The 19,554-nt window shown below is 64.9% G+C and carries 16 protein-coding genes; 5 read left to right on the top strand and 11 right to left on the bottom strand.

Annotated features, from left to right (window positions below; translation table 11 throughout):
* Positions 1–222 precede the first annotated feature (222 nt).
* From R9B85_RS15435 to R9B85_RS15450, 4 genes are all read left to right on the top strand, one after another.
* Positions 223–2,196, top strand: coding sequence for a sigma-54-dependent Fis family transcriptional regulator (locus tag R9B85_RS15435; RefSeq protein WP_207878832.1), 1,974 nt, complete (start codon positions 223–225; stop codon positions 2,194–2,196).
* Positions 2,197–2,262: 66 nt separating this feature from the next.
* Complete coding sequence (gene mpl, locus R9B85_RS15440; protein ID WP_252379000.1) at positions 2,263–3,612, top strand: UDP-N-acetylmuramate:L-alanyl-gamma-D-glutamyl-meso-diaminopimelate ligase; 1,350 nt, start codon at positions 2,263–2,265, stop codon at positions 3,610–3,612.
* Positions 3,609–4,238, top strand: coding sequence for a flavin prenyltransferase UbiX (gene ubiX / locus R9B85_RS15445; RefSeq protein WP_013970698.1), 630 nt, complete (start codon positions 3,609–3,611; stop codon positions 4,236–4,238). Before mpl ends, ubiX begins: the two co-directional genes overlap by 4 nt.
* A complete protein-coding gene (locus tag R9B85_RS15450; RefSeq protein WP_252378999.1) occupies positions 4,235–4,522 on the top strand; it encodes a YceK/YidQ family lipoprotein in 288 nt (95 codons plus the stop codon). Before ubiX ends, R9B85_RS15450 begins: the two co-directional genes overlap by 4 nt.
* Before the next feature lie 109 nt (positions 4,523–4,631).
* On the opposite strand, the gene R9B85_RS15455 is transcribed toward R9B85_RS15450, so the two are convergent.
* The 7 genes from R9B85_RS15455 to R9B85_RS15485 all read right to left on the bottom strand — a co-directional run bounded on the left by R9B85_RS15455 (position 4,632) and on the right by R9B85_RS15485 (position 12,574).
* Positions 4,632–5,276: an oxidoreductase gene (locus tag R9B85_RS15455; protein WP_112254122.1), complete on the bottom strand. Its 645-nt coding sequence runs from the start codon at positions 5,274–5,276 to the stop codon at positions 4,632–4,634.
* A gap of 27 nt (positions 5,277–5,303) precedes the next feature.
* Positions 5,304–7,037: a C13 family peptidase gene (locus tag R9B85_RS15460; protein ID WP_207878836.1), complete on the bottom strand. Its 1,734-nt coding sequence runs from the start codon at positions 7,035–7,037 to the stop codon at positions 5,304–5,306.
* 205 nt (positions 7,038–7,242) lie between these two features.
* Positions 7,243–8,307 carry a 2,3-butanediol dehydrogenase gene (locus tag R9B85_RS15465; RefSeq protein WP_243432387.1) on the bottom strand — a complete coding sequence of 355 codons (1,065 nt, stop codon included), beginning with the start codon at positions 8,305–8,307 and terminating at the stop codon, positions 7,243–7,245.
* Between the two features lie 52 nt (positions 8,308–8,359).
* Complete coding sequence (locus R9B85_RS15470) at positions 8,360–9,466, bottom strand: acetoin dehydrogenase dihydrolipoyllysine-residue acetyltransferase subunit (RefSeq protein WP_215521446.1); 1,107 nt, start codon at positions 9,464–9,466, stop codon at positions 8,360–8,362.
* Positions 9,463–10,485 carry an alpha-ketoacid dehydrogenase subunit beta gene (locus tag R9B85_RS15475; protein ID WP_375149902.1) on the bottom strand — a complete coding sequence of 341 codons (1,023 nt, stop codon included), beginning with the start codon at positions 10,483–10,485 and terminating at the stop codon, positions 9,463–9,465. Before R9B85_RS15475 ends, R9B85_RS15470 begins: the two co-directional genes overlap by 4 nt.
* A gap of 33 nt (positions 10,486–10,518) precedes the next feature.
* A complete protein-coding gene (locus R9B85_RS15480; RefSeq protein ID WP_015268810.1) occupies positions 10,519–11,496 on the bottom strand; it encodes a thiamine pyrophosphate-dependent dehydrogenase E1 component subunit alpha in 978 nt (325 codons plus the stop codon).
* A gap of 22 nt (positions 11,497–11,518) precedes the next feature.
* Entirely contained in the window at positions 11,519–12,574 is a 1,056-nt protein-coding gene (locus tag R9B85_RS15485) for an ATP-NAD kinase family protein (RefSeq protein WP_207878840.1), read from the bottom strand.
* A gap of 283 nt (positions 12,575–12,857) precedes the next feature.
* Between R9B85_RS15485 and R9B85_RS15490 the strand changes: the two genes are divergently transcribed.
* Positions 12,858–14,711 carry a sigma-54-dependent Fis family transcriptional regulator gene (locus R9B85_RS15490; RefSeq protein ID WP_423770343.1) on the top strand — a complete coding sequence of 618 codons (1,854 nt, stop codon included), beginning with the start codon at positions 12,858–12,860 and terminating at the stop codon, positions 14,709–14,711.
* A gap of 284 nt (positions 14,712–14,995) precedes the next feature.
* Here R9B85_RS15490 and accC read toward each other — a convergent pair whose 3' ends face one another.
* The 4 genes from accC to R9B85_RS15510 all read right to left on the bottom strand — a co-directional run bounded on the left by accC (position 14,996) and on the right by R9B85_RS15510 (position 19,337).
* A complete protein-coding gene (gene accC, locus R9B85_RS15495; RefSeq protein ID WP_112254131.1) occupies positions 14,996–16,351 on the bottom strand; it encodes an acetyl-CoA carboxylase biotin carboxylase subunit in 1,356 nt (451 codons plus the stop codon).
* 17 nt (positions 16,352–16,368) lie between these two features.
* A complete protein-coding gene (gene accB, locus R9B85_RS15500; RefSeq protein WP_112254132.1) occupies positions 16,369–16,830 on the bottom strand; it encodes an acetyl-CoA carboxylase biotin carboxyl carrier protein in 462 nt (153 codons plus the stop codon).
* Between the two features lie 99 nt (positions 16,831–16,929).
* Positions 16,930–17,385 carry a type II 3-dehydroquinate dehydratase gene (aroQ, locus tag R9B85_RS15505; RefSeq protein WP_003255330.1) on the bottom strand — a complete coding sequence of 152 codons (456 nt, stop codon included), beginning with the start codon at positions 17,383–17,385 and terminating at the stop codon, positions 16,930–16,932.
* A gap of 179 nt (positions 17,386–17,564) precedes the next feature.
* Positions 17,565–19,337 (bottom strand): protein-disulfide reductase DsbD, encoded by a 1,773-nt coding sequence (locus R9B85_RS15510; RefSeq protein ID WP_423770344.1) that lies wholly within the window; start codon positions 19,335–19,337, stop codon positions 17,565–17,567.
* Positions 19,338–19,554 lie beyond the last annotated feature (217 nt).

Consider the following 19,554-nt stretch of genomic DNA (forward strand, 5'->3'; position numbering starts at 1 on the left):
GTTGGAAAGCGTAGAGCAAAGGTTGGGCCAGCGTTGCGAGCACCAGGCAAATCAATGACTTGGCTCGGTTGCCGGGGCCTGGCCCACCGTCGCTGTGCCAGCGCCGGTACGCGCGGGGGTGACACTTTGTGCCATTTGCGACACGTAACCGGAGGGTGCATTGCAAAGCCCTCCCGGGTGGAGGATGCTGGCGGGACTCTCTATCTGCGGAGAACTACAACAATGCAGAGCAATCATTTCAGTCGCCATGCCCAGCAAGTCCATACCGTCGCCCATGGTGGCGCCGGGGAGGGCGGCAGTGACCCGTCCATCGCCCGCTCCTGGCTGCGCTGCCTGGAGGACTACCACCTCGACCCGTCGGTGATCGAGGCCCCGGTGGTGCTCGAGCATGGGCGCCTGCTGGAAAGCCGCGAGCGCCTGCGCCAGGTGCTGCAGATTGCCGACCATGAAATGAACAGCCTGCACCAGCAGCTTTCCGGGGCCGGCCATGCGGTGCTGCTGACCGATGCCCGGGGGGTGATCCTCAATTGTGTCAGCGCGCCGACCGAACGGCGCAGCTTCGAGCGTGCCGGGCTGTGGCTGGGCGCTGACTGGAGCGAGGCGCGCGAGGGCACCAACGGCATTGGCACTTGCCTGGTCGAGCGCCAGGCGCTGACCATTCACCAGAACGAGCACTTCCGTGGTCGCCACACCGGCCTGACCTGCTCGGCCAGCCCGGTGTTCGACCCGCATGGCGAGTTGCTGGCAGTGCTGGATGTGTCTTCGGCACGGCCCGACGTTTCCCGGCAGAGCCAGTTCCACACCATGGCCCTGGTCAACCTGTCGGCGAAGATGATCGAAAGCTGCTACTTCCTGCGCCATTTCGAACAGCAATGGCTGCTGCGTTTTCACCTGCAGGCCGAGTCGGTCGGCCTGTTCAGCGAAGGCCTGCTGGCGTTCGACGGTGACGGGCGCATCTGCGCCGCGAACCAGAGCGCGCTGAACCTGCTGGGCACGGTGCGTGGTGGCGTGCTAGGCAAACCGCTGGAACGCTTTTTCGCTTGCAGCCACGACGAACTGTTCAGCCGCGCCACGCCCGGCGGCAGCACGGCCTGGCCGCTGCATACCCTGGACGGGCGCCAGGTGTTCGCCAGCCTGCGTGGCCAGGCGCGCGCCCCGGTGTGGTCGGTGCCGGCTGCCCAGCCGCGACCCGCGCGGGAAGTGGAGCCGCTTGTCTGCCTGCTCGACCCGGCCTTGCAGAACGACTTCCGCCGCAGCGTGCGGGTGTTCGAGCGCGATGTGCCGCTGCTGCTGCGCGGCGAGACCGGCTGCGGCAAGGAGGCCTTTGCCCAGGCCGTGCACCAGGCCAGCGAGCGGCGCGGCAAGCCGTTCGTCGCCATCAACTGTGCCTCGATACCGGAGAGCCTGATCGAGAGCGAACTGTTCGGCTACCGCGGCGGCAGCTTTACCGGTGCGCGCAAGGAGGGCATGCGCGGCAAGCTGCTGCAGGCCGACGGCGGCACCTTGCTGCTGGACGAGATTGGCGACATGCCACTGGCCCTGCAAACCCGCCTGCTGCGCGTGCTGGAGGAACGCCAGGTGGTGCCCATCGGTGGCGAGCCGCAGGCGGTTGACGTGCGCATCGTCAGCGCTACCCACCGTGACCTGCTGGAACGGGTGGAGCAGGGTAGTTTCCGCGAGGACCTGTATTACCGCCTCAATGGCCTGGAGGTAGCATTGCCGGCGGTGCGCGAGCGCAGTGACAAGGCACAGTTGCTGGACTTTCTGCTGCGTCAGGAGGCACAGGGAGAACCGATCGATATCGAGCCGAGGGCGCGCCAGGCACTGCTCGACTTCGCCTGGCCGGGCAACGTGCGGCAGATGCGCAACGTGCTGCGTACCCTGGTGGCACTTTGCGAAGACTCCCGGATCATGTTCCCTGATCTCCCCGCCATTGTTCGCGAGGGCTGCGCCCTCGATCGCCGGCAAGCCAGCTCCCACCTTGACGGCACTGGCTTCAAGCCCTGTGCAAACCCTGTGGGAGCCGGCTTGCCGGCGATAGGGCCAGCTGCGTTGGAGGATGCCGAGCGTCATGCACTGCTGGCGACCTTGCAGGCAAAACACTGGCACCTCACCCGTGTCGCCGAGCACTTGGGCATCAGCCGCAATACCTTGTATCGAAAACTGCGCAAACACGGCATTACCAGGGCCGACTGAGCGAAACATCTGGTGCGATTTGTCGCGCCCTGGGCTACCCTGCCTCGATGTTTTGCGAGGTCGACCATGCATATTCACATTCTCGGTATTTGCGGCACTTTCATGGGCTCGCTGGCGGTGCTGGCCAAGGAACTTGGCCACCGCGTCACCGGCTCGGACGCCAACGTCTATCCCCCGATGAGCACCCAGCTCGAAGCCCAGGGCATCGAGCTGACCCAAGGCTATGACCCGGCCCAGCTGGACCCGGCGCCAGACCTGGTGGTAATCGGCAACGCCATGTCGCGTGGCAACCCGGCGGTAGAGTACGTGCTGAACAAGGGCCTGCCTTATGTTTCCGGCCCGCAGTGGCTGGCCGACCACGTGTTGCAGGGCCGCTGGGTGCTGGCCGTTGCCGGTACCCACGGCAAGACCACTACCAGCAGCATGCTGGCCTGGGTGCTTGAACATGCCGGCATGAGCCCGGGCTTCCTGATCGGCGGTGTACCGCAGAACTTCTCGGTTTCGGCGCGCCTGGGCGATACGCCGTTCTTCGTGGTCGAAGCCGACGAGTACGACAGCGCCTTCTTCGACAAGCGCTCGAAGTTCGTCCACTACCACCCGCGCACGGCGATTCTCAACAACCTTGAGTTCGACCATGCGGACATCTTCCCCGACCTGTCCTCGATCGAACGGCAGTTCCACCACCTGGTGCGCACCATCCCCAGCGAAGGCCTGGTCATCCACCCCACCACCGAGCAGGCGCTGGAACGGGTGATCGGCATGGGTTGCTGGACCCCGGTGCAAACCACCGGCGCAGGTGGCCAGTGGCAAGCTCGCCTGCTCAGCCCTGACGGCTCGCGCTTCGAAGTGCTGTTCGACGGCGAAGCGCAGGGCGTGGTGGATTGGGCACTCACTGGCCAGCACAACGTCGCCAACGCCCTGGCCACCCTGGCAGCGGCGCGTCATGTAGGCGTTGTGCCAGCCATGGGCATCGAAGGCCTGAGCGCCTTCAAGAGCGTCAAGCGGCGCATGGAGAAGGTTGCCGAAGTGCAGGGCGTGACCATCTACGATGACTTCGCCCACCACCCGACCGCAATTGCCACTACCCTCGACGGCCTGCGCAAGCGAGTCGGCGAGGCCCCGGTGATCGCCGTGATCGAGCCGCGCTCCAACTCGATGAAACTCGGTGCCCACCGCGACGGCCTGCCGGAAAGCGTCAACGACGCCGACCAGGTGATCTGGTACGCCCCGGCCAACCTTGGCTGGGACCTGGCTGCCACCGCCGCGCAATGCAAAGTGCCCAGCGTGGTGGCCGACAGCCTCGAAGCGATCATCGAGCGGGTCAAGGGCCAGGCCCGCCCAGGCACTCATGTAGTGATCATGAGCAACGGCGGCTTCGGCGGCCTGCACGGCAAGCTGGCCGAGGCACTGAAGTGAGCGGGCCGGAACGCATCACCCTGGCCATGACGGGTGCCTCTGGCGCCCAGTATGGCCTGCGCCTGCTCGACTGCCTGGTGCGTGAGGACCGCGAGGTGCACTTCCTGATCTCCAAGGCCGCGCAACTGGTGATGGCCACGGAGACCGACGTGGTGCTGCCGGCCAAGCCACAGGCGATGCAGGCCTTCCTCACCGAATATACCGGCGCTGCCGACGGGCAGATCCGCGTGTATGGCAAGGAAGACTGGATGTCGCCGGTGGCCTCGGGCTCCGGCGCCCCGGCGGCGATGGTGGTGGTGCCCTGTTCCACCGGCACCTTGTCGGCGATTGCCACCGGTGCCTGCAACAACCTGATCGAACGTGCTGCCGACGTTACCCTCAAGGAACGTCGCCAGTTGATCCTGGTGCCGCGCGAGGCGCCGTTCTCCACCATCCACCTGGAAAACATGCTCAAGCTGTCGCAGATGGGCGCGGTGATCCTGCCGGCGGCGCCCGGCTTTTACCACCAGCCGCAGACCATCGACGACCTGGTCGACTTCGTGGTGGCGCGCATTCTCAACCTGCTGAACATTCCCCAGGACATGTTGCCGCGCTGGGGTGAGCACCACTTCGGGGTGGATGATTGAAGCGAGCGCTGGCGGGCTTGCTGGCGCTGGTGGTGCTCGGTGGCTGCGCCACTGTGCGCACGCTGGATGCTAACAAACCCGGGGCGCCGGTGGTATATGCCGGTACCCGGTTGGACTTGTATGTGATCAATGGCGGCTGCTGCCCGCGGGATCATTATGGGGCTGAAGCGCCGGCGTATCCGGGGCTGGACCTGCCGGGGAGCATGTTGCTCGATACTCTGTTGTTGCCGTTGTCGTTGCTCACGGCAGCCGGTGTAGGCTTCCAGGCCACCGGTGGCCTGTAAGGGCCCTTTCGCGGGTAAACCCGCTCCCACAGGTACTGCACCAGGCCTGAGATCGGTGCAACTCCTGTGGGAGCGGGTTTACCCGCGAAGAGGCCCTGGCAGGTAAAGCCTACTTCTTGCCCAACCTGCGCAACTCATCCGACTCCACAATCCGCACCCCGTCCTCTTCCTCCAGCGCCAGCCGCCACAGCGCCCGGGCCAGGGTACAAGCCTCGATCCCCCGATATTTCCCAGGTATCAGCTTGGCAAACGGCGAAGCCAGCCGTTCACTGAGCCGTGGCTGAATCCGTTCGCCCAGCAACAACGACGGCCGCACGATGGTCAGCTGCGGCCAATCCTGCGCCTTGAGTGCCTCTTCCATCTCGCCCTTGACCCGGTTGTAGAAAATCGATGATTTCGGGTCGGCGCCCAACGCACTGACCACCAGCAGATGCCGCGCGCCCAACTCCCGGGCCCGCTTGCTGAATGCCACGACCATGTCCAGATCCACCGCGCGGAAAGCCGATTCGGAGCCAGCCTGCTTCAGCGTGGTACCCAGGCAGCAATAGGCGATATCGACCCGCCCGGCCAGCTGCGGCAGGAATACCGCCGGGTCACCCACCGGATTTTCCAGGTGCGGGTGCTCGGCCAGTGGCCGGCGGGTAGGCGCCAGGACGCGGGTGATGGTGGGCTCGTTGAGCAGGCGGTCGAGCAGGTGTTCACCTGTCAGACCCGTGGCACCGGCAAGCAGGACATGCTGAGGCGTCAAATACATGATGTCTCTCCCTTGTTACACACAAGCTTAGTGGCTGGGTGGCGTTTGCGCCTGTTCCCCCACATCGGCCTGTGCGGCGTTACGCAATGCTTCTTCGGCCTGTTGCCGGCGCAGGTGCTGCCAGTGCTCCAGCACGCTTGGCGGCGCCCACAGCTGCGGTTCGGAGGCCTCGAAACCTTCCCTTTGTTCTCTTTCGGCAACGCTGGCGCGCGCCAGTTCAAACGCTTGTTTAAGGTCGTCGGTCTGATTCAGCGCTTCGGCGAACAGGGCGTCGCCAAAGTAGGTGAAGTCGGCTTCTTCAGAGCAACCGAAGGACACGCGGTCGGCCCGGGCGGCGGTCATGATCAGCGTGCGCTCATCCTTGAGCGGGGCGATATAGCCCCCGGAATAGCACGCGGATATGACAATGACCTTGTCGCGGTCCTTCAGCGGCGCCAGGGCACTGGCCAGTTCGTCGGCGGACAGGTCGGCCAGCTGCAGGCGCGGCTGGTCGAACACCAGCTGATGGTCGTGGCTGCCATGGCTGGTGAGGTAGATGAACACCAGGTCTTCGGGGCCGCTGCGCTCGGCCAGAGTGCGGGCGGCGCGAGTAAGGTTTTCACGCGTGGCCATGGGGCGGGTGGTCATGTGGTCGCGGTGGTTGACCAAGGTCACTTGGCCGCGGGCGCCAAAGCGTACCTTGAGCATGTTGCTGACGTAATCGGCTTCGCGCAGGAACACGCTCTGCTGGCCATCGCCGGCCACTACCAGGCTGTACAACTGGACCGGTGGCGCCGAGCGCGGTACCCGGGCCAGCGCTTCGTCGAGCAAACGGCCCTGGTTGAGCAACGCCAGGTCCAGCGGGTCGGGCAACAGCTTGCCGTTCTGGTCGCGCACGCGCACGCCGTTGCTCCAGGTGCCGCTTTCGACCTTACCGTTGGCCAGAATCAGCCGGCCCTGACCGTGGTAGGCATCGTTGAGGAAGCCACCGATGTATTTGCTGCCGTCTGCCAGCTGCAGGCTGCCCTGGCCCGACAGGCGCCAGTCGGCGAAGGTGCCCTTGTAGTGGCTGCCATCGCTGCCCAGCAGTTCGCCTTCGCCGACCAGCGAGCCGTCCTTGAATTCGCCGATCCACACATCACCATCGGCATTTTCGTAGCGGCCACGGCCTTCGAGGCGGTTGTCCTTGAACTCGCCGATGTATTGCTCGCCGTCGACGCTGTCGTAGGTGCCGCTGCCTTCCAGCTGGCCATTGATGAAGTGGCCGCTGAACTGGTTGCCGCTGGCATCGCTGCGCACCCCGGCACCGTTGGGCTTGCCCTTGGCGAACAGGCCCTGGTAGCGGCTGCCGTCTGCCAGCTCCAGCTCGCCGGCGCCTTCGTACAGGTCGTCCTTGAACTGGCCGCGGTAGGTCTGGTCGGCTTGCTTGAGGGTGCCTTCGCCGTCGCGGCGGCCGTGGCTGAAGGTGCCGGCATAGTGGCTGCCTGGGGTGGTCAGCTCACCCAGCCCCTGGAACAGCCCTGCGGCGAACTGGCCGCGGTACACCTCGCCGTTGCGGCCGTGCCATTCGCCCTGGCCGTGCCATTGGCCGTCCTTGAACGTACCGGCGTACCAGCTGCCGTTGGGGTAGTCGATCCGCCCCTCGCCTTGCAGCAGGCCATCGACCACCTGCCCCCGGTACCGCCCGCCGTCAGGCAGGCGCGCGTCCGGCGGGAGCAGCGATTCGCCATCGCCGCAGGCGGCGAGCAGCAGGACCAGGGTGATGGGGAGCAGTGGACGCATGGCGAGAACCGGGCAATAGGTTTGCCGAGTATGCCGCAGAATGGGATCCTGAAACAGCGAACGCGATCCTTGTGGGACTTCAGCTTTGCGCAATACCTGTGGGAGCGGCTTTAGCCGCGAACACCGGCGAAGCCGGTGCCATGCACCGAGTTGCCTGCTTCGCGGGCGCGCCCGCTCCCACAGGGTTGTGCGCTGCCTGTGCGGCTCAGCGCACGCCCGGCGAAACGATGATCTTTACATTCTCCTCCTTGTTGTTGACCAATTCCTCGAAGCCCAGCTCGACAATCTGCTCCAGCCCGATCCGCCCGGTCACCAGCGGGCGAATGTCCAGCCTGCCGTCAGCGATGAAAGCGATCACATCGGCGAACTCGCCGTTGTAGGCCAACGCCCCCAGTACCTGCTTTTCGGTGGAAACCAGCTCGAAGAAGTTGAACTCGCTAGGCTCCTCGAATATCCCCACCAGCACGCACTTGCCGGCCTTGCGGATGGTGTCGATGGCCAGCTTGGCCGTGTGCTTGTTGCCGATGCATTCAAAACTTACATCCGCCCCCAGCCCGGCAGTCAGCTTGCGGATTTCCGCCAGGGCGTCGCACTGGCTGGGGTCCAGCACCACGCTGGCGCCCACCTCTTTGGCCTTGGCCTTGCGCGCCGAGGACATTTCCAGGGCGATCACCTGCGCCGCGCCTGCCGCCTTGGCACACATGATGGTGCACAAGCCGATAGTGCCGGCACCGACCACCACCACTGTCTGGCCAAGCAGGCTGCCGGCCTTCTTTACCGCATGCATGCCCACTGCCAGCGGCTCGATCAGCGCCCCGGCCTCCGCCGGAAACCCCTGCGGCAGCTTGTACAGCAGGTTGGCGGGCACGTTGACCAGTTCGGCAAAGGCGCCGTTGTTCATCAGGCCGGTGAAGGCCAGGCGCTCGCAGATGTTGTACAGGCCGTGGGTGCAGTAGTAGCAAGTGCCGCAATGCTGGCAGGCGTCCGCAGCCACCGGGTCACCGACGGCAAAACCTTGCACGCCTTCACCCAGCTTGGCAATTTGGCCGCAGAACTCGTGGCCGAGGATGCACTGGCCCTGGATGCCGGTCAGCGGGTGTGGTGCCTCTACCGGGATGAATACCGGGCCGGCGACGTATTCGTGCAGGTCGGAGCCGCAGATGCCGCACCAGTCCACCTTGATCTGCACCCATCCGGGCGCAGGGTCGGCCGGCAGGGGCACCTGTTCGACGCGAATGTCATTGCGGCCATGCCAGACGGCGGCGCGCATGTGGGTGTGGCTCAGGTCATTCATTGTTGTTCTCCAGGCTCACGGAAAGGGCTTAGTGCTTGCGCAGGAACGCGAGCAGTTGCTGGTTGACCTGTTCGGCCGCCTCCATCTGCACCATGTGCCCAGCCTCGGGCAGCACCAGCACCTCAGCCTCCAGCGCTTCGGCATGGCTGGCCGGGATGATCGCGTCCTTGCCGCCCCACACCACCAGGGCCGGGTGTTGCCCCAGTATCCCGCGCAGGTCATGGCACTGCCGGTCGCCGTCGGCGATGGCCGATGCCAGCAGTCGCAACGCCTCGTCTACCCCTTCCAGGCGCTTGAACTTGAGCATGTCCTCCAGCATCTGCCGGGTGACCAGTGCCGGGTCGGCAAACAGCTGCACCATCTGCGGCTTGAGGGCATTGCGGTTGGCGGCAGCGACGAAGCCTTGCAGGTACTGCCCGTTGATCGCCTCGCCCAACCCGGCACTGGCCACCAGGCTCAGGCTGGCAACCCGCTGCGGTGCCAGGCGCGCCACGTTCAGGCTGACCGCGCCACCCATGGAGTGGCCGGCCAGGTGGGCCTTGGCGATATCCAGGTGGTCGAGCAGGGCCAGCACGGTTTCGCTCAACTCATCCAGGTCCCCTCGTTGCAGGGCCTTGGCCGACTCGCCATGGCCCGGCAGATCGAGGGCGATTACCCGTCGTTCAGCAGCCAGTGCCGGGTGGTTGAACAGCCAGTTGTTCAGGTCGCCACCAAAACCGTGCACCAGCACCAGCGGCGTTCCGCCTTCGCCCAGTTCGAACCAGCGCAGCAGGCGACCGCCCACTTCCGCCTTCTGCGGGGCTGGGCCTTGGGCCTGGTCGGCACCACCTTCGGCGACGAACTCGGCCTGGAAACGCTGCACCACGGCATCGATTTCAGCTTCTTCGGCTTCACCTTCCACCACCACCGCCAGCAGCGCACCGACCGGCAGGGTTTCATCCGGTTTGGCCACCTGGCGACGCAGCACACCGCTGAACGGGGCTTCGACGCTGCTGCTGATCTTGTCGGTCTCGACGTCCAGCACCTCGTCGCCCTTGTTGATTTCGTCACCTTCCTGCTTGAGCCAGGTGTCCACCCGGCCTTCGGTCATCGACAGGCCCCACTTGGGCATGGTCAGGGTATGGATCTGGCTCATGCGGCACTCCTTGCGGCTTCGATCACTTTGCGTACCGCAGCCTCGATCTTTGCCGCGTCGGGGATGTACAGGTCTTCCAGGGCATCGGAGAACGGCACAGGAGTATGCGGGGCGGTGACCATTTCGATCGGGCCCCTGAGCGCGCCGAAGGCCTTCTGTGCCACCAGCGCGCTGATGTCGGTGGCCATGGAGCAACGCGGGTTGGCTTCGTCGATCACCACCAGGCGGCCGGTCTTTCCCACGCTTTCCAGGATACTGTCCTCATCCAGCGGGCTGGTGGTGCGCAGGTCCAGCACTTCGCAGTCGATACCCTGGCGGGCCAGGTTGTTGGCTGCGTCCAGCGCCACATGCACCATGCGGCCATAGGTGACCAGGGTCACATCGTCACCATCGCGCAGGAAGTTGGCTTCACCGAACGGCACGGTGTAGACCTCTTCCGGCACCTCGCCTTGCATGCTGTACAACAGCTTGTGCTCGCAGAAGATCACCGGGTCGTTGTCGCGGATTGCCTGGATCAACAGGCCCTTGGCATCGTACGGCGAGGAGGGGCACACCACCTTCAGGCCTGGAATGTGCGTCCACAGCGAGGTGAGCATCTGCGAGTGCTGGGCCGCCGCGCGCAGGCCGGCACCGTACATGGTGCGCATCACCAGCGGGGTGACCGCCTTGCCGCCGAACATGTAGCGGAATTTGGCGGCCTGGTTGAGGATCTGGTCCAGACAGCAGCCGGCGAAGTCGACGAACATCAGCTCGCACACTGGGCGCAGGCCCTGGGTGGCAGCACCGACGGCGGCGCCGACGTAGCCGATTTCCGACAGCGGCGCGTCGAGTACACGCCCCGGGAACTGGTGGTAAAGGCCCTTGGTCACGCCCAGCACGCCACCCCAGGCGTCATCCTCGCCAGGGGCACCGGCACCGCCGGCAACGTCTTCGCCAATGATGAATACCGTGTTGTCGCGGCGCATTTCCTGGGCCAGGGCTTCGTTGATGGCCTGCTGGTAGCTGATCTTTCTTGCCATGGTGGTTCTCCTGTTGTTCTTGTAATCCGCGGCTCAGGGGTAGGCGACGTAGACGTCGGTGAGCAGGTCGGCGGGCTGTGGCTTGGGATCGGATTTGGCGCGGCGCACGGCGTCTTCGATCAGGTCCTCTACGCGGGCATCGATGGCGTCCAGTTGCGCAGCCGTGAGCAGGCCGGCGCGGGTGGTCTTGTTGCGGAACTGCATGAGGCAGTCGCGGGATTCACGCAGGTTCTTCACTTCATCAGGGGCGCGGTAGGTTTGTGCATCGCCTTCGAAATGGCCGTAATAGCGGCTGAGCTTGACCTCGATCAGCGACGGGCCTTGCCCGGAACGTGCGCGTTCGATGGCAGCGCCGGCGGCCTCGTACACGGCAAAGAAGTCGAAACCGTCGATGGTGACACCGGGCATGCCGAAACCCGCAGCGCGGTCGGCGATATGGTCGCAGGCCACCGACCAGGTCGAGGCGGTGGCTTCGGCGTAACCGTTGTTCTCGGCGACGAAGATGCACGGCAGGTTCATGATCGACGCCATGTTCATGGCTTCGAACACCGCGCCTTCGTTGGAAGCGCCATCGCCGAAGAAGGCCACCGACACGTCGTCACGGCCCTTGATCTTGGCTGCAAGTGCGGCCCCGGCCACCAGGGGGGCACCGGCACCGACGATGCCGTTGGCGCCGAGCATGCCTTTTTCCAGGTCGGCAATATGCATCGAGCCGCCTTTGCCCCCGCACACGCCGGTCTTCTTGCCGTAGATTTCGGCCATCATGCCGTACACATCCACGCCCTTGGCGATGCAGTGTCCATGACCGCGGTGGGTCGAGGCGATGCAGTCGCTGTCACGCAGGTGGGCCATGACCCCGGCGGCGGAAGCTTCTTCGCCGGCATACAGGTGGACGAAGCCGGGGATCTCGCCGGTGGCGAACTCCACGTGCAGGCGTTCTTCGAAGGCGCGGATGGTGCGCATCACTTCATAGGCATGCAGCAATTGTTCGGTACTGAGTTGATTGGACATCTTGTTGTTCTCCAGGGTTGTCTCAACACGGGTTTGCAGGGTGCAACCGGTGGCCGCGAGGTACCGCCAGCAGGTGATGGCGAGCGGCATGCGCCAGCACGGCCTCGACGTCCACGCTCAACGGGCCTTGGTGGTCGAGGGTGATGGTGGGGGTGTCGTGTTCGGCGAATTCGATTTCGCGTTCACCGTCCAGCGCCAGCGTGCCGCTGGCCAGGCTCAGGCGATGGGCAACGCCAGGCGTCAGCGGGCCGCTGGCGGTGATGCCGCAGCCTTGCAGCAGGCCGGGTGCCAGCGGTGCCAACAGTGCTTGTTCGGCACCGGGGTTCAGGCGTACCCAGGCGCCGTGCGGGTCCTGGCGCGACACCGGGCACCACAGGCCGCACAGGGCCGACAGGCCGATGGCATGGGGTTCGGCGAAACAGGCGAAGACTTCGCAAAGGTCCTCGCTGCGGCTAAGGGCCCGAGCGCCGATGAAGCGTTGGGGCGACACCGCCACCTCCACCAGGGCCCATTCGGCAAGATGTTGTTCGGGCACCTTAACCAGCAAGCGCTTGTTGCGGCGCAGGCCGATGCTGGCCGGTACCCGGCCGCTGGCAAGCAGGCCGCCAGCCAGGCCGGCACTGGTGGCTTCGCGCAGTTCGGGGAAGGCATTGTTGGTGCCGGTGGACAAGGTCAGCAGCGGTACGTCACCGGCCTCGGCGGCGACTGCCTTGTGGGTGCCGTCGCCACCGAGCACGGCGATCATCGCCACACCGCGCTCGACCATGAGGCGGGTGGCCAGGCGGGTATCGGCAACAGTCTGGGTCAGCGGCAGGTCAAGTATCTCGATGGCTGGCCAGTGCTGGTCACGGGCGATCGGGCCCTGGCCGGCCTTGAGCACGGCGGCGGCAATGCCGGTCATGTCGCTGGGCAGCAGCACCTGGCCGATGCCGGTGGCACCGAAGGCGGCCAGCAGGCGCTGGATCGCCGAGGCCTTGTCGGTGCTCGAATAGAGCCCGGCATTGGCGGTCAGGCGGCGCAGGTCGCGGCCAGAGGCAGGGTTGGCAATGATCCCGACGGTCGGGGCGGGCAGCGGCATGGCGCACCTCGTATTCTTGTTTGCCAAGGCAGGAGCAAGCCCGGTGCCAGCTTTCTTTCGGGTGGCCGAAAATGGCGCGTTAGAGGGGTTGGTTGGCATTCAGGCGCGCAGCCAGGGCGGCGCCGGCGAGACGCAGGGTGCCAACGCCGGGCCGGCATGACCGAGACGCTGAGACGCTGCGTCTCAAGCCGGCCGGTAATCACGCAGTGCTTGTCGAGGCATGCCAGGAGGCGCTTAATGGCCGGACAACGATAAAAACAGCAACGAGAACCGGAGGGCCCGAATGCTTGCCGCGAACTCCCGAGCCCATGTCGACTGTGTCAGCAGGGTGCTGAAGAATGCCGACCGCCTGCCGCAGGCGCCGGTGCCGCCGCTGATCCTCGATTCATGGCGCCGTTCCATGGAGCTGTACCGCCTCGACCCCGGTTCCCAGCAGGGGCCGCGCATCCTGTCTCAAAGCCTGCTCAACGAATGCCGCGAACGCGCCGAACTGTTCCTGCGCATCGCCAGCGATGCCGTGGCCCGCCTGCATGAGCGGGTACGCGGTGCCGATTACTGCGTGCTGCTTACCGATGCCCTGGGGCGCACCATCGATTACCGGGTCGAGTCGGCCATCCGCAACGACTGCCGCAAGGCCGGGTTGTACCTGGGCACCTGCTGGTCGGAGGGCGAGGAGGGCACCTGCGGCGTGGCGGCGGTGTTGACCAGCAAAGCGCCGGTCACGGTGCACAAGCGCGATCACTTCCGCGCTGCGTTCATTGGCCTGACCTGTACGGCGGCACCGGTGTTCGACCCGTTGGGCGAGTTGCTGGGCGTGGTGGATGTCTCGGCCTTGCAATCGCCGGATGACCGCCGCAGCCAGCACCTGATCCGCCAACTGGTCGAGCAGACTGCTCGCGAGATCGAAAATGCCTTCTTCATGCACAGTGCCCAGGGCCATTGGGTGATGCGTGCCCATGGCACGCCGGGCTATGTGGAAAGCCAGCCCGACTACCTGCTGGCCTGGGACGCTGATGGCCGCCTGCAGGCGATCAACAGCCTGGCTCGGCAGCGCCTGGTGGAACGCCTGGGGCGTTTGCCCGAGCACATTGGCGAACTGTTCGACATGGACCAGCTGCGCCGCGTGAATGCATCGTCCGCTCAACGCCTGCCGGGCCTGGGTGGGCTGTACGGCCGGGTCAGCGCACCCAGCCAGCGCCAGCGTGCGCAGCCGTTGCGCCAGGCCCAGGACGCCCGCATCGAGCAGCATCTGCGCCTGGCCACGCGGGTCAAGGACTGCAACCTGGCGGTGCTGGTGCAAGGCGAGACGGGGGCCGGCAAAGAAGTATTCGCTCGCCAACTGCATCAGCAAAGCCTGCGTCGCGATGGCCCGTTCGTCACCCTGAACTGCGCGGCCATCCCGGAAAGCCTGATCGAGAGTGAACTGTTCGGCTATGTGGCCGGGGCCTTCACCGGGGCTTCCAGCAAAGGCATGCAGGGGCTGTTGCAGCAGGCCGATGGCGGCACGCTGTTCCTTGACGAAATCGGTGACATGCCGCTGAACCTGCAAACCAGGTTGCTGCGTGTGCTGGCCGAGGGTGAAGTGGCGCCGCTGGGCGCGGCGCGGCGGGAGCAGGTGGATATCCAGGTGATTTGCGCGACCCATCGCGATTTGGCGGCGATGGTGGAGGATGGGCGTTTTCGTGAGGACCTGTACTTCCGCCTGGCCAATGCCCGCTTCGAGTTGCCACCGCTGCGCGAGCGTGAGGACCGTTTGGGGCTGATTCACCAGTTGCTGGCCGAAGAGGCAGATGCCTGCGGGGTCGAGGTGGTGTTGACGGATGATGCGCTGCAGGCGCTGCTGGTTTATCGCTGGCCGGGGAATTTGCGCCAGCTGCGGCAGGTGTTGCGCTATGCCTGTGCGGTGAGTGAGGGCGGTCGGGTGCAGGTGCAGGACCTGCCGCAGGAAGTACGCGGCGAGGTGGTCGCTTCGGCTGAAAGCAGCACGTCTTGTCCGGCCCGGCAGTTGTTGCTGGATGCGCTGATCCGCCATCGCTGGAAGCCGGCTGATGCGGCGCGGGCTCTGGGGATCTCGCGGGCGACCTTGTACCGGCGGGTGCATGAGCATCACATCGAGATGCCGCGGATGAAGGGGTAGGGCCCTGGGGGCGCTGTGCGCCCCTTTCGCGACACAAGGCCGCTCCTACAAGAACGGCGTCGCTCCTGAGGTATGCGCGATACCTGTGGGAGCGGGTTCACCCGCGAACACCGGCGAAGCCGGTGCCATGCACCGCGTCGCATTCTTCGCGGGTAAACCCGCTCCCACAGCTACCGCACAAACCTCAAGGGCAGCATGCATCCTGTAGGACCGCGACGAGGCCCTGGCAGGCAATAAAAAACCCCGGCACAAGTCCGGGGTTTTCGGTACATCACACTACTCGATCACTCTTCGTTAGCCAGTTTGTGCTCGAGGTAGTGAATGTTGACGCCGCCTTTGCAGAAACCTTCATCACGCACCAGGTCGCGGTGCAGCGGGATGTTGGTCTTGATGCCGTCGACGACGATCTCGTCCAAGGCATTGCGCATGCGCGCCATGGCTTCGTCGCGGTCCTTGCCGTAGGTGATCAGCTTGCCGATCAGCGAGTCGTAGTTCGGCGGAACCGAGTAACCGCTGTACAGGTGCGAATCCACACGTACGCCGTTGCCGCCCGGGGCGTGGAAGTGCTTCACCTTGCCTGGGCTCGGGATGAACTTCTTCGGGTCTTCGGCGTTGATACGGCATTCCAGCGCATGGCCACGGATGACCACGTCTTCCTGGCGGAACGACAGCTTGTTGCCAGCGGCGATGCTCAGCATCTCCTTGACGATGTCGATACCGGTCACCATCTCCGACACCGGGTGCTCAACCTGCACGCGGGTGTTCATCTCGATGAAGTAGAAGCGGCCGTTCTCGTACAGGAACTCGAAAGTACCCGCACCACGGTAGCCGATCTCGATGCACGCATCGACGCAGCGCTTGAACACTTCCTGACGGGCTTTTTCGTCGATGCCCGGGGCTGGCGCTTCTTCCAGTACCTTCTGGTGACGGCGCTGCAGCGAGCAATCACGGTCGCCCAGGTGGATGGCGTTGCCCTGGCCGTCGGACAGTACCTGTACTTCCACGTGGCGTGGGTTGGTCAGGAACTTCTCCAGGTAGACCATCGGGTTGCCGAAGGCGGCGCCGGCTTCGGTACGGGTGAGCTTGGCCGAGGCAATCAGGTCCTCTTCCTTGTGCACCACGCGCATGCCGCGACCACCACCGCCACCGGCGGCCTTGATGATCACCGGGTAGCCGACGTCACGAGCGATCGCCAGGGCGACCTCTTCGTCTTCCGGCAGTGGGCCATCGGAGCCCGGCACGGTCGGTACGCCCGACTTGATCATCGCGTCCTTGGCCGAAACCTTGTCGCCCATCAGGCGAATGGTGTCGGCTTTCGGGCCGATGAAGGCGAAACCGGATTTTTCCACCTGCTCGGCGAAATCGGCGTTTTCCGCCAGGAAGCCGTAGCCCGGGTGAATCGCGGTGGCGCCGGTCACTTCGGCGGCAGCGATGATCGCCGGGATATGCAGGTAGGAATCCTTGGACGATGCAGGGCCGATGCAGACCGACTCGTCTGCCAGCCCCAGGTGCATCAGTTCACGGTCGGCGGTGGAGTGCACGGCGACTGTCTTGATACCCAGCTCTTTGCAGGCACGCAGGATCCGCAGGGCAATTTCCCCGCGGTTGGCGATCAGGACTTTTTCGAGCTTCCCAGACATCGTTGGCTCTCCGCGATTCAAACGACGGTGAACAGCGGCTGGTCGAACTCAACCGGCTGGCCGTCTTCTACCAGGATGGCGTCGATGACACCGCCAACATCGGCTTCGATGTGGTTCATCATCTTCATGGCTTCGACGATGCACAGGGTGTCGCCTTTCTTCACGGTCTGGCCAACTTCAGCGAAGTTCGGCGAGGTCGGCGAAGGCTTGCGGTAGAAGGTACCTACCATTGGCGAGCGGATCACGGTGCCTTTCAGAGCCGGGGCGGCGGCAGCGGCTTCGGCGGCAGGGGCAGCAGCGGCAACCGGGGCAGCAGCAGGAGCGGCAGCCATCGGGGCAGGTGCGTAGAACTGCTGGGCAGCCGGGGTCTTGCTGTGACGGCTGATACGGACCGACTCTTCGCCTTCCTTGATCTCCAGCTCGTCGATGCCAGACTCTTCCAGCAGCTCGATCAGTTTCTTGACTTTACGGATATCCATTAATCATCAACTCCCAAAGGTTCGGTCAGGGGGCGAAATACAAAAAACGTATCTGAAACGTTTCTCTCGAACCCTGGCCCACTGAGGCCAGGGTTTTCATCATTTGGGCTGTGCGTTGGCAGCCAGTTGTTCCAGCGCGGACTCCAGGGCCAGGCGATAACCGCTGGCGCCCAGGCCGCAGATCACTCCTACGGCAACATCGGAAAAGTAGGAGTGGTGGCGGAACGGTTCGCGTTTGTGCACGTTGGACAGATGCACTTCGATGAATGGGATGCTCACCGCAAGCAATGCGTCACGTAATGCGACGCTTGTGTGGGTGAAAGCAGCCGGATTGATCAGGATGAAGTCCACACCCTCGTTGCGTGCGGCGTGAATGCGGTCGATCAGTTCATACTCGGCGTTGCTCTGCAGGTACTGCAGATGGTGGCCTGCGGCGCGGGCACGTTGCTCCAGGTCCTGGTTGATCTGGGCCAGGGTCACGGCGCCGTAGTGGCCAGGCTCGCGGGTACCGAGCAGGTTGAGGTTGGGGCCGTGAAGCACCAGTAGCGTTGCCATCTGCGGATTCCTTGGATTTGTAGGGCAATTCGACACAGCGCGGCGAGTGTGCCGTAAAGCGACGGCAAGTGTCCAGTTCCCGGCAATAGCCAGCACGATGTCCGAGGTTCGCGCGAAGTATGTGACCAAATATTTAAATTCGGTCACTGATTTGAGGTTTTTTCACAGCACGCGGGAAGTTATAGACCGACTTTGCCGCGCACGCGTGTCAACGTTTGCGCAAATTCACCGGTATTTATCTCGCCAATGACCCGATCAGCGGTTATTTCGCTACCGTTCGCGGCAAAGAACAACAGGGCGGGTGGGCCGAACAGCTGGTAGCGGTCGAGCAGGCTGCGTTGTTCGGCATTGCTTTCGGTGATGTCGAAACGCAGCAGTTTGAAGCCGGCCAGTTGCGCTTGCACCTGCGGGGCAGTCAGCACCTCACGTTCGATCACCTTGCAGCTGATGCACCAGTCGGCGTACCAGTCCAGCAGCACTGGCTGGCCGGCGGCCTTGGCCTGGGCCAACGCAGCTTCCAGTGCGGCGGGGGTAATGATGGTCTGCCAGCTATCCGCCTGCACCGCCGGCCCGTTGCCGGTGGCCACCAGGGTTGCCGGCGGCAGCGGGCGCAGCGGGTCGCCCTGGCCGCTGAGGGCGCCGTACCAGCAGGCCAGGGCGTACACCAGCAGGGCCAGACCGAGCAGTTGGGCCAGGCGCTGGCGCGCGGGCTTGACCACGAATTCGAGGGCGCCGAGGAACAGCGCCATGCCAGCGGCGAGGAAACCGACCAGCAGCAAGGTCAGCGGGCCTGGCAGCACTCGGCTGAGCAAGCCGATGGCCAAGCCCAGCAGCAGGACGCCGATGGCGTTTTTCACCGTGTTCAGCCAAGGGCCGCTCTTCGGCAGCCAGGCTGCGCCGCCGGTGGCCACCAGCAGCAATGGTGCGCCCATGCCCAGGCCCAGGGCGAACAGCTTGAGTGCGCCACCCAGAGCATCGCCGCTGGCGCTGATGTACAGCAGCGCACCGGCCAGCGGCGCCGACACACAGGGCGAAACCAGCAGGCTGGAGAGTACGCCCAGTATTGCCGCGCCCAGCAGCGAGCCGCCTCGGGTGTGGCTGGCGACATTGTTCAGTCGGTTGTTCAGGGCTTGCGGCAGTTTCAGTTCGAACAGGCCGAACATGGCCAGGGCGAACACCACGAAGAACAGCGCGAAGGGCACCAGCACCCAGGCCGACTGCAGGCGCGCCTGCAGGTTCAGGCCGGCGCCGAACAACCCCATCAGGGCTCCGAGTACCGCGAAGCTGGCTGCCATCGGCAGCACGTAGGCCAGTGACAACGCCAGCCCGCGCAGGCCGCCGGCCTGGCCACGCAGCACCACGCCGGAGAGGATCGGCAGCATCGGCAGCACGCAGGGGGTGAACGTCAGGCCGACCCCGGCAATGAAGAACAGCAGCAGCGACTTCCAGCTCCAGGCGTGTTCAGCGCTGGCCGGGGTGCTTGCGCGGCCTTCGCCATCAATGCTCAGGCGTGCGGTTTCCGGTGGGTAGCACAGGCCTTTGTCAGCGCAGCCCTGGTAGCCCACCAGCAGGGTGAAGGCACGCGGGTCGTTGCGCGGCAGCTCGATATCGAGCACGCCGTGGTACACCTCGACATCGCCGAAGAATTCATCGTGCTTGGCTTCGCCCTCGGGGATGCTTGGTGTGCCCAGGGCAATGTCGGCCGGTTCGGTGCGGAACTGGAAACGGTGCCGGTAAAGGTAGTAGCCGTCGGTAGCGACGAAGCGCAGCTTGATGGTTTGCGCATCGGCCTGGACCAGGCTGAGCTTGAAGGCCTCGTGTACCGGCAGGAAGTCGGCGTTGTTGGCCAGCGAGGCTGCGCCGAGGGTGGCGCTGGGGCGGTTGTCGAGCAGGCCCGCGGCGAAGACAGGGCTGGCCAGCAGCAGGAACAGCAGGAAAAACAGGCGGCGCATGGCGGACTCGCGAGGTGGAACGTGCTGGGCATGATAGCGGAGTTGGTGCGGGTTGGGGCCATGCTGGTATCGGGGGCGACACATGGCCGCTGGCTCATGTGCTGCCTGTGCCGGCCTCTTCGCGGGTAAACCCGCTCCCACCTCGACCGCATGGGCTTCAAGCCCTGCGCTGACCCTGTGGGAGCGGGTTTACCCGCGAAGAGGCCAGCACAGGCCA

The sequence above is a fragment of the Pseudomonas sp. NLJ1 genome (assembly GCF_049486705.1).
Classification (GTDB): Bacteria; Pseudomonadota; Gammaproteobacteria; order Pseudomonadales; family Pseudomonadaceae; genus Aquipseudomonas; species Aquipseudomonas inefficax.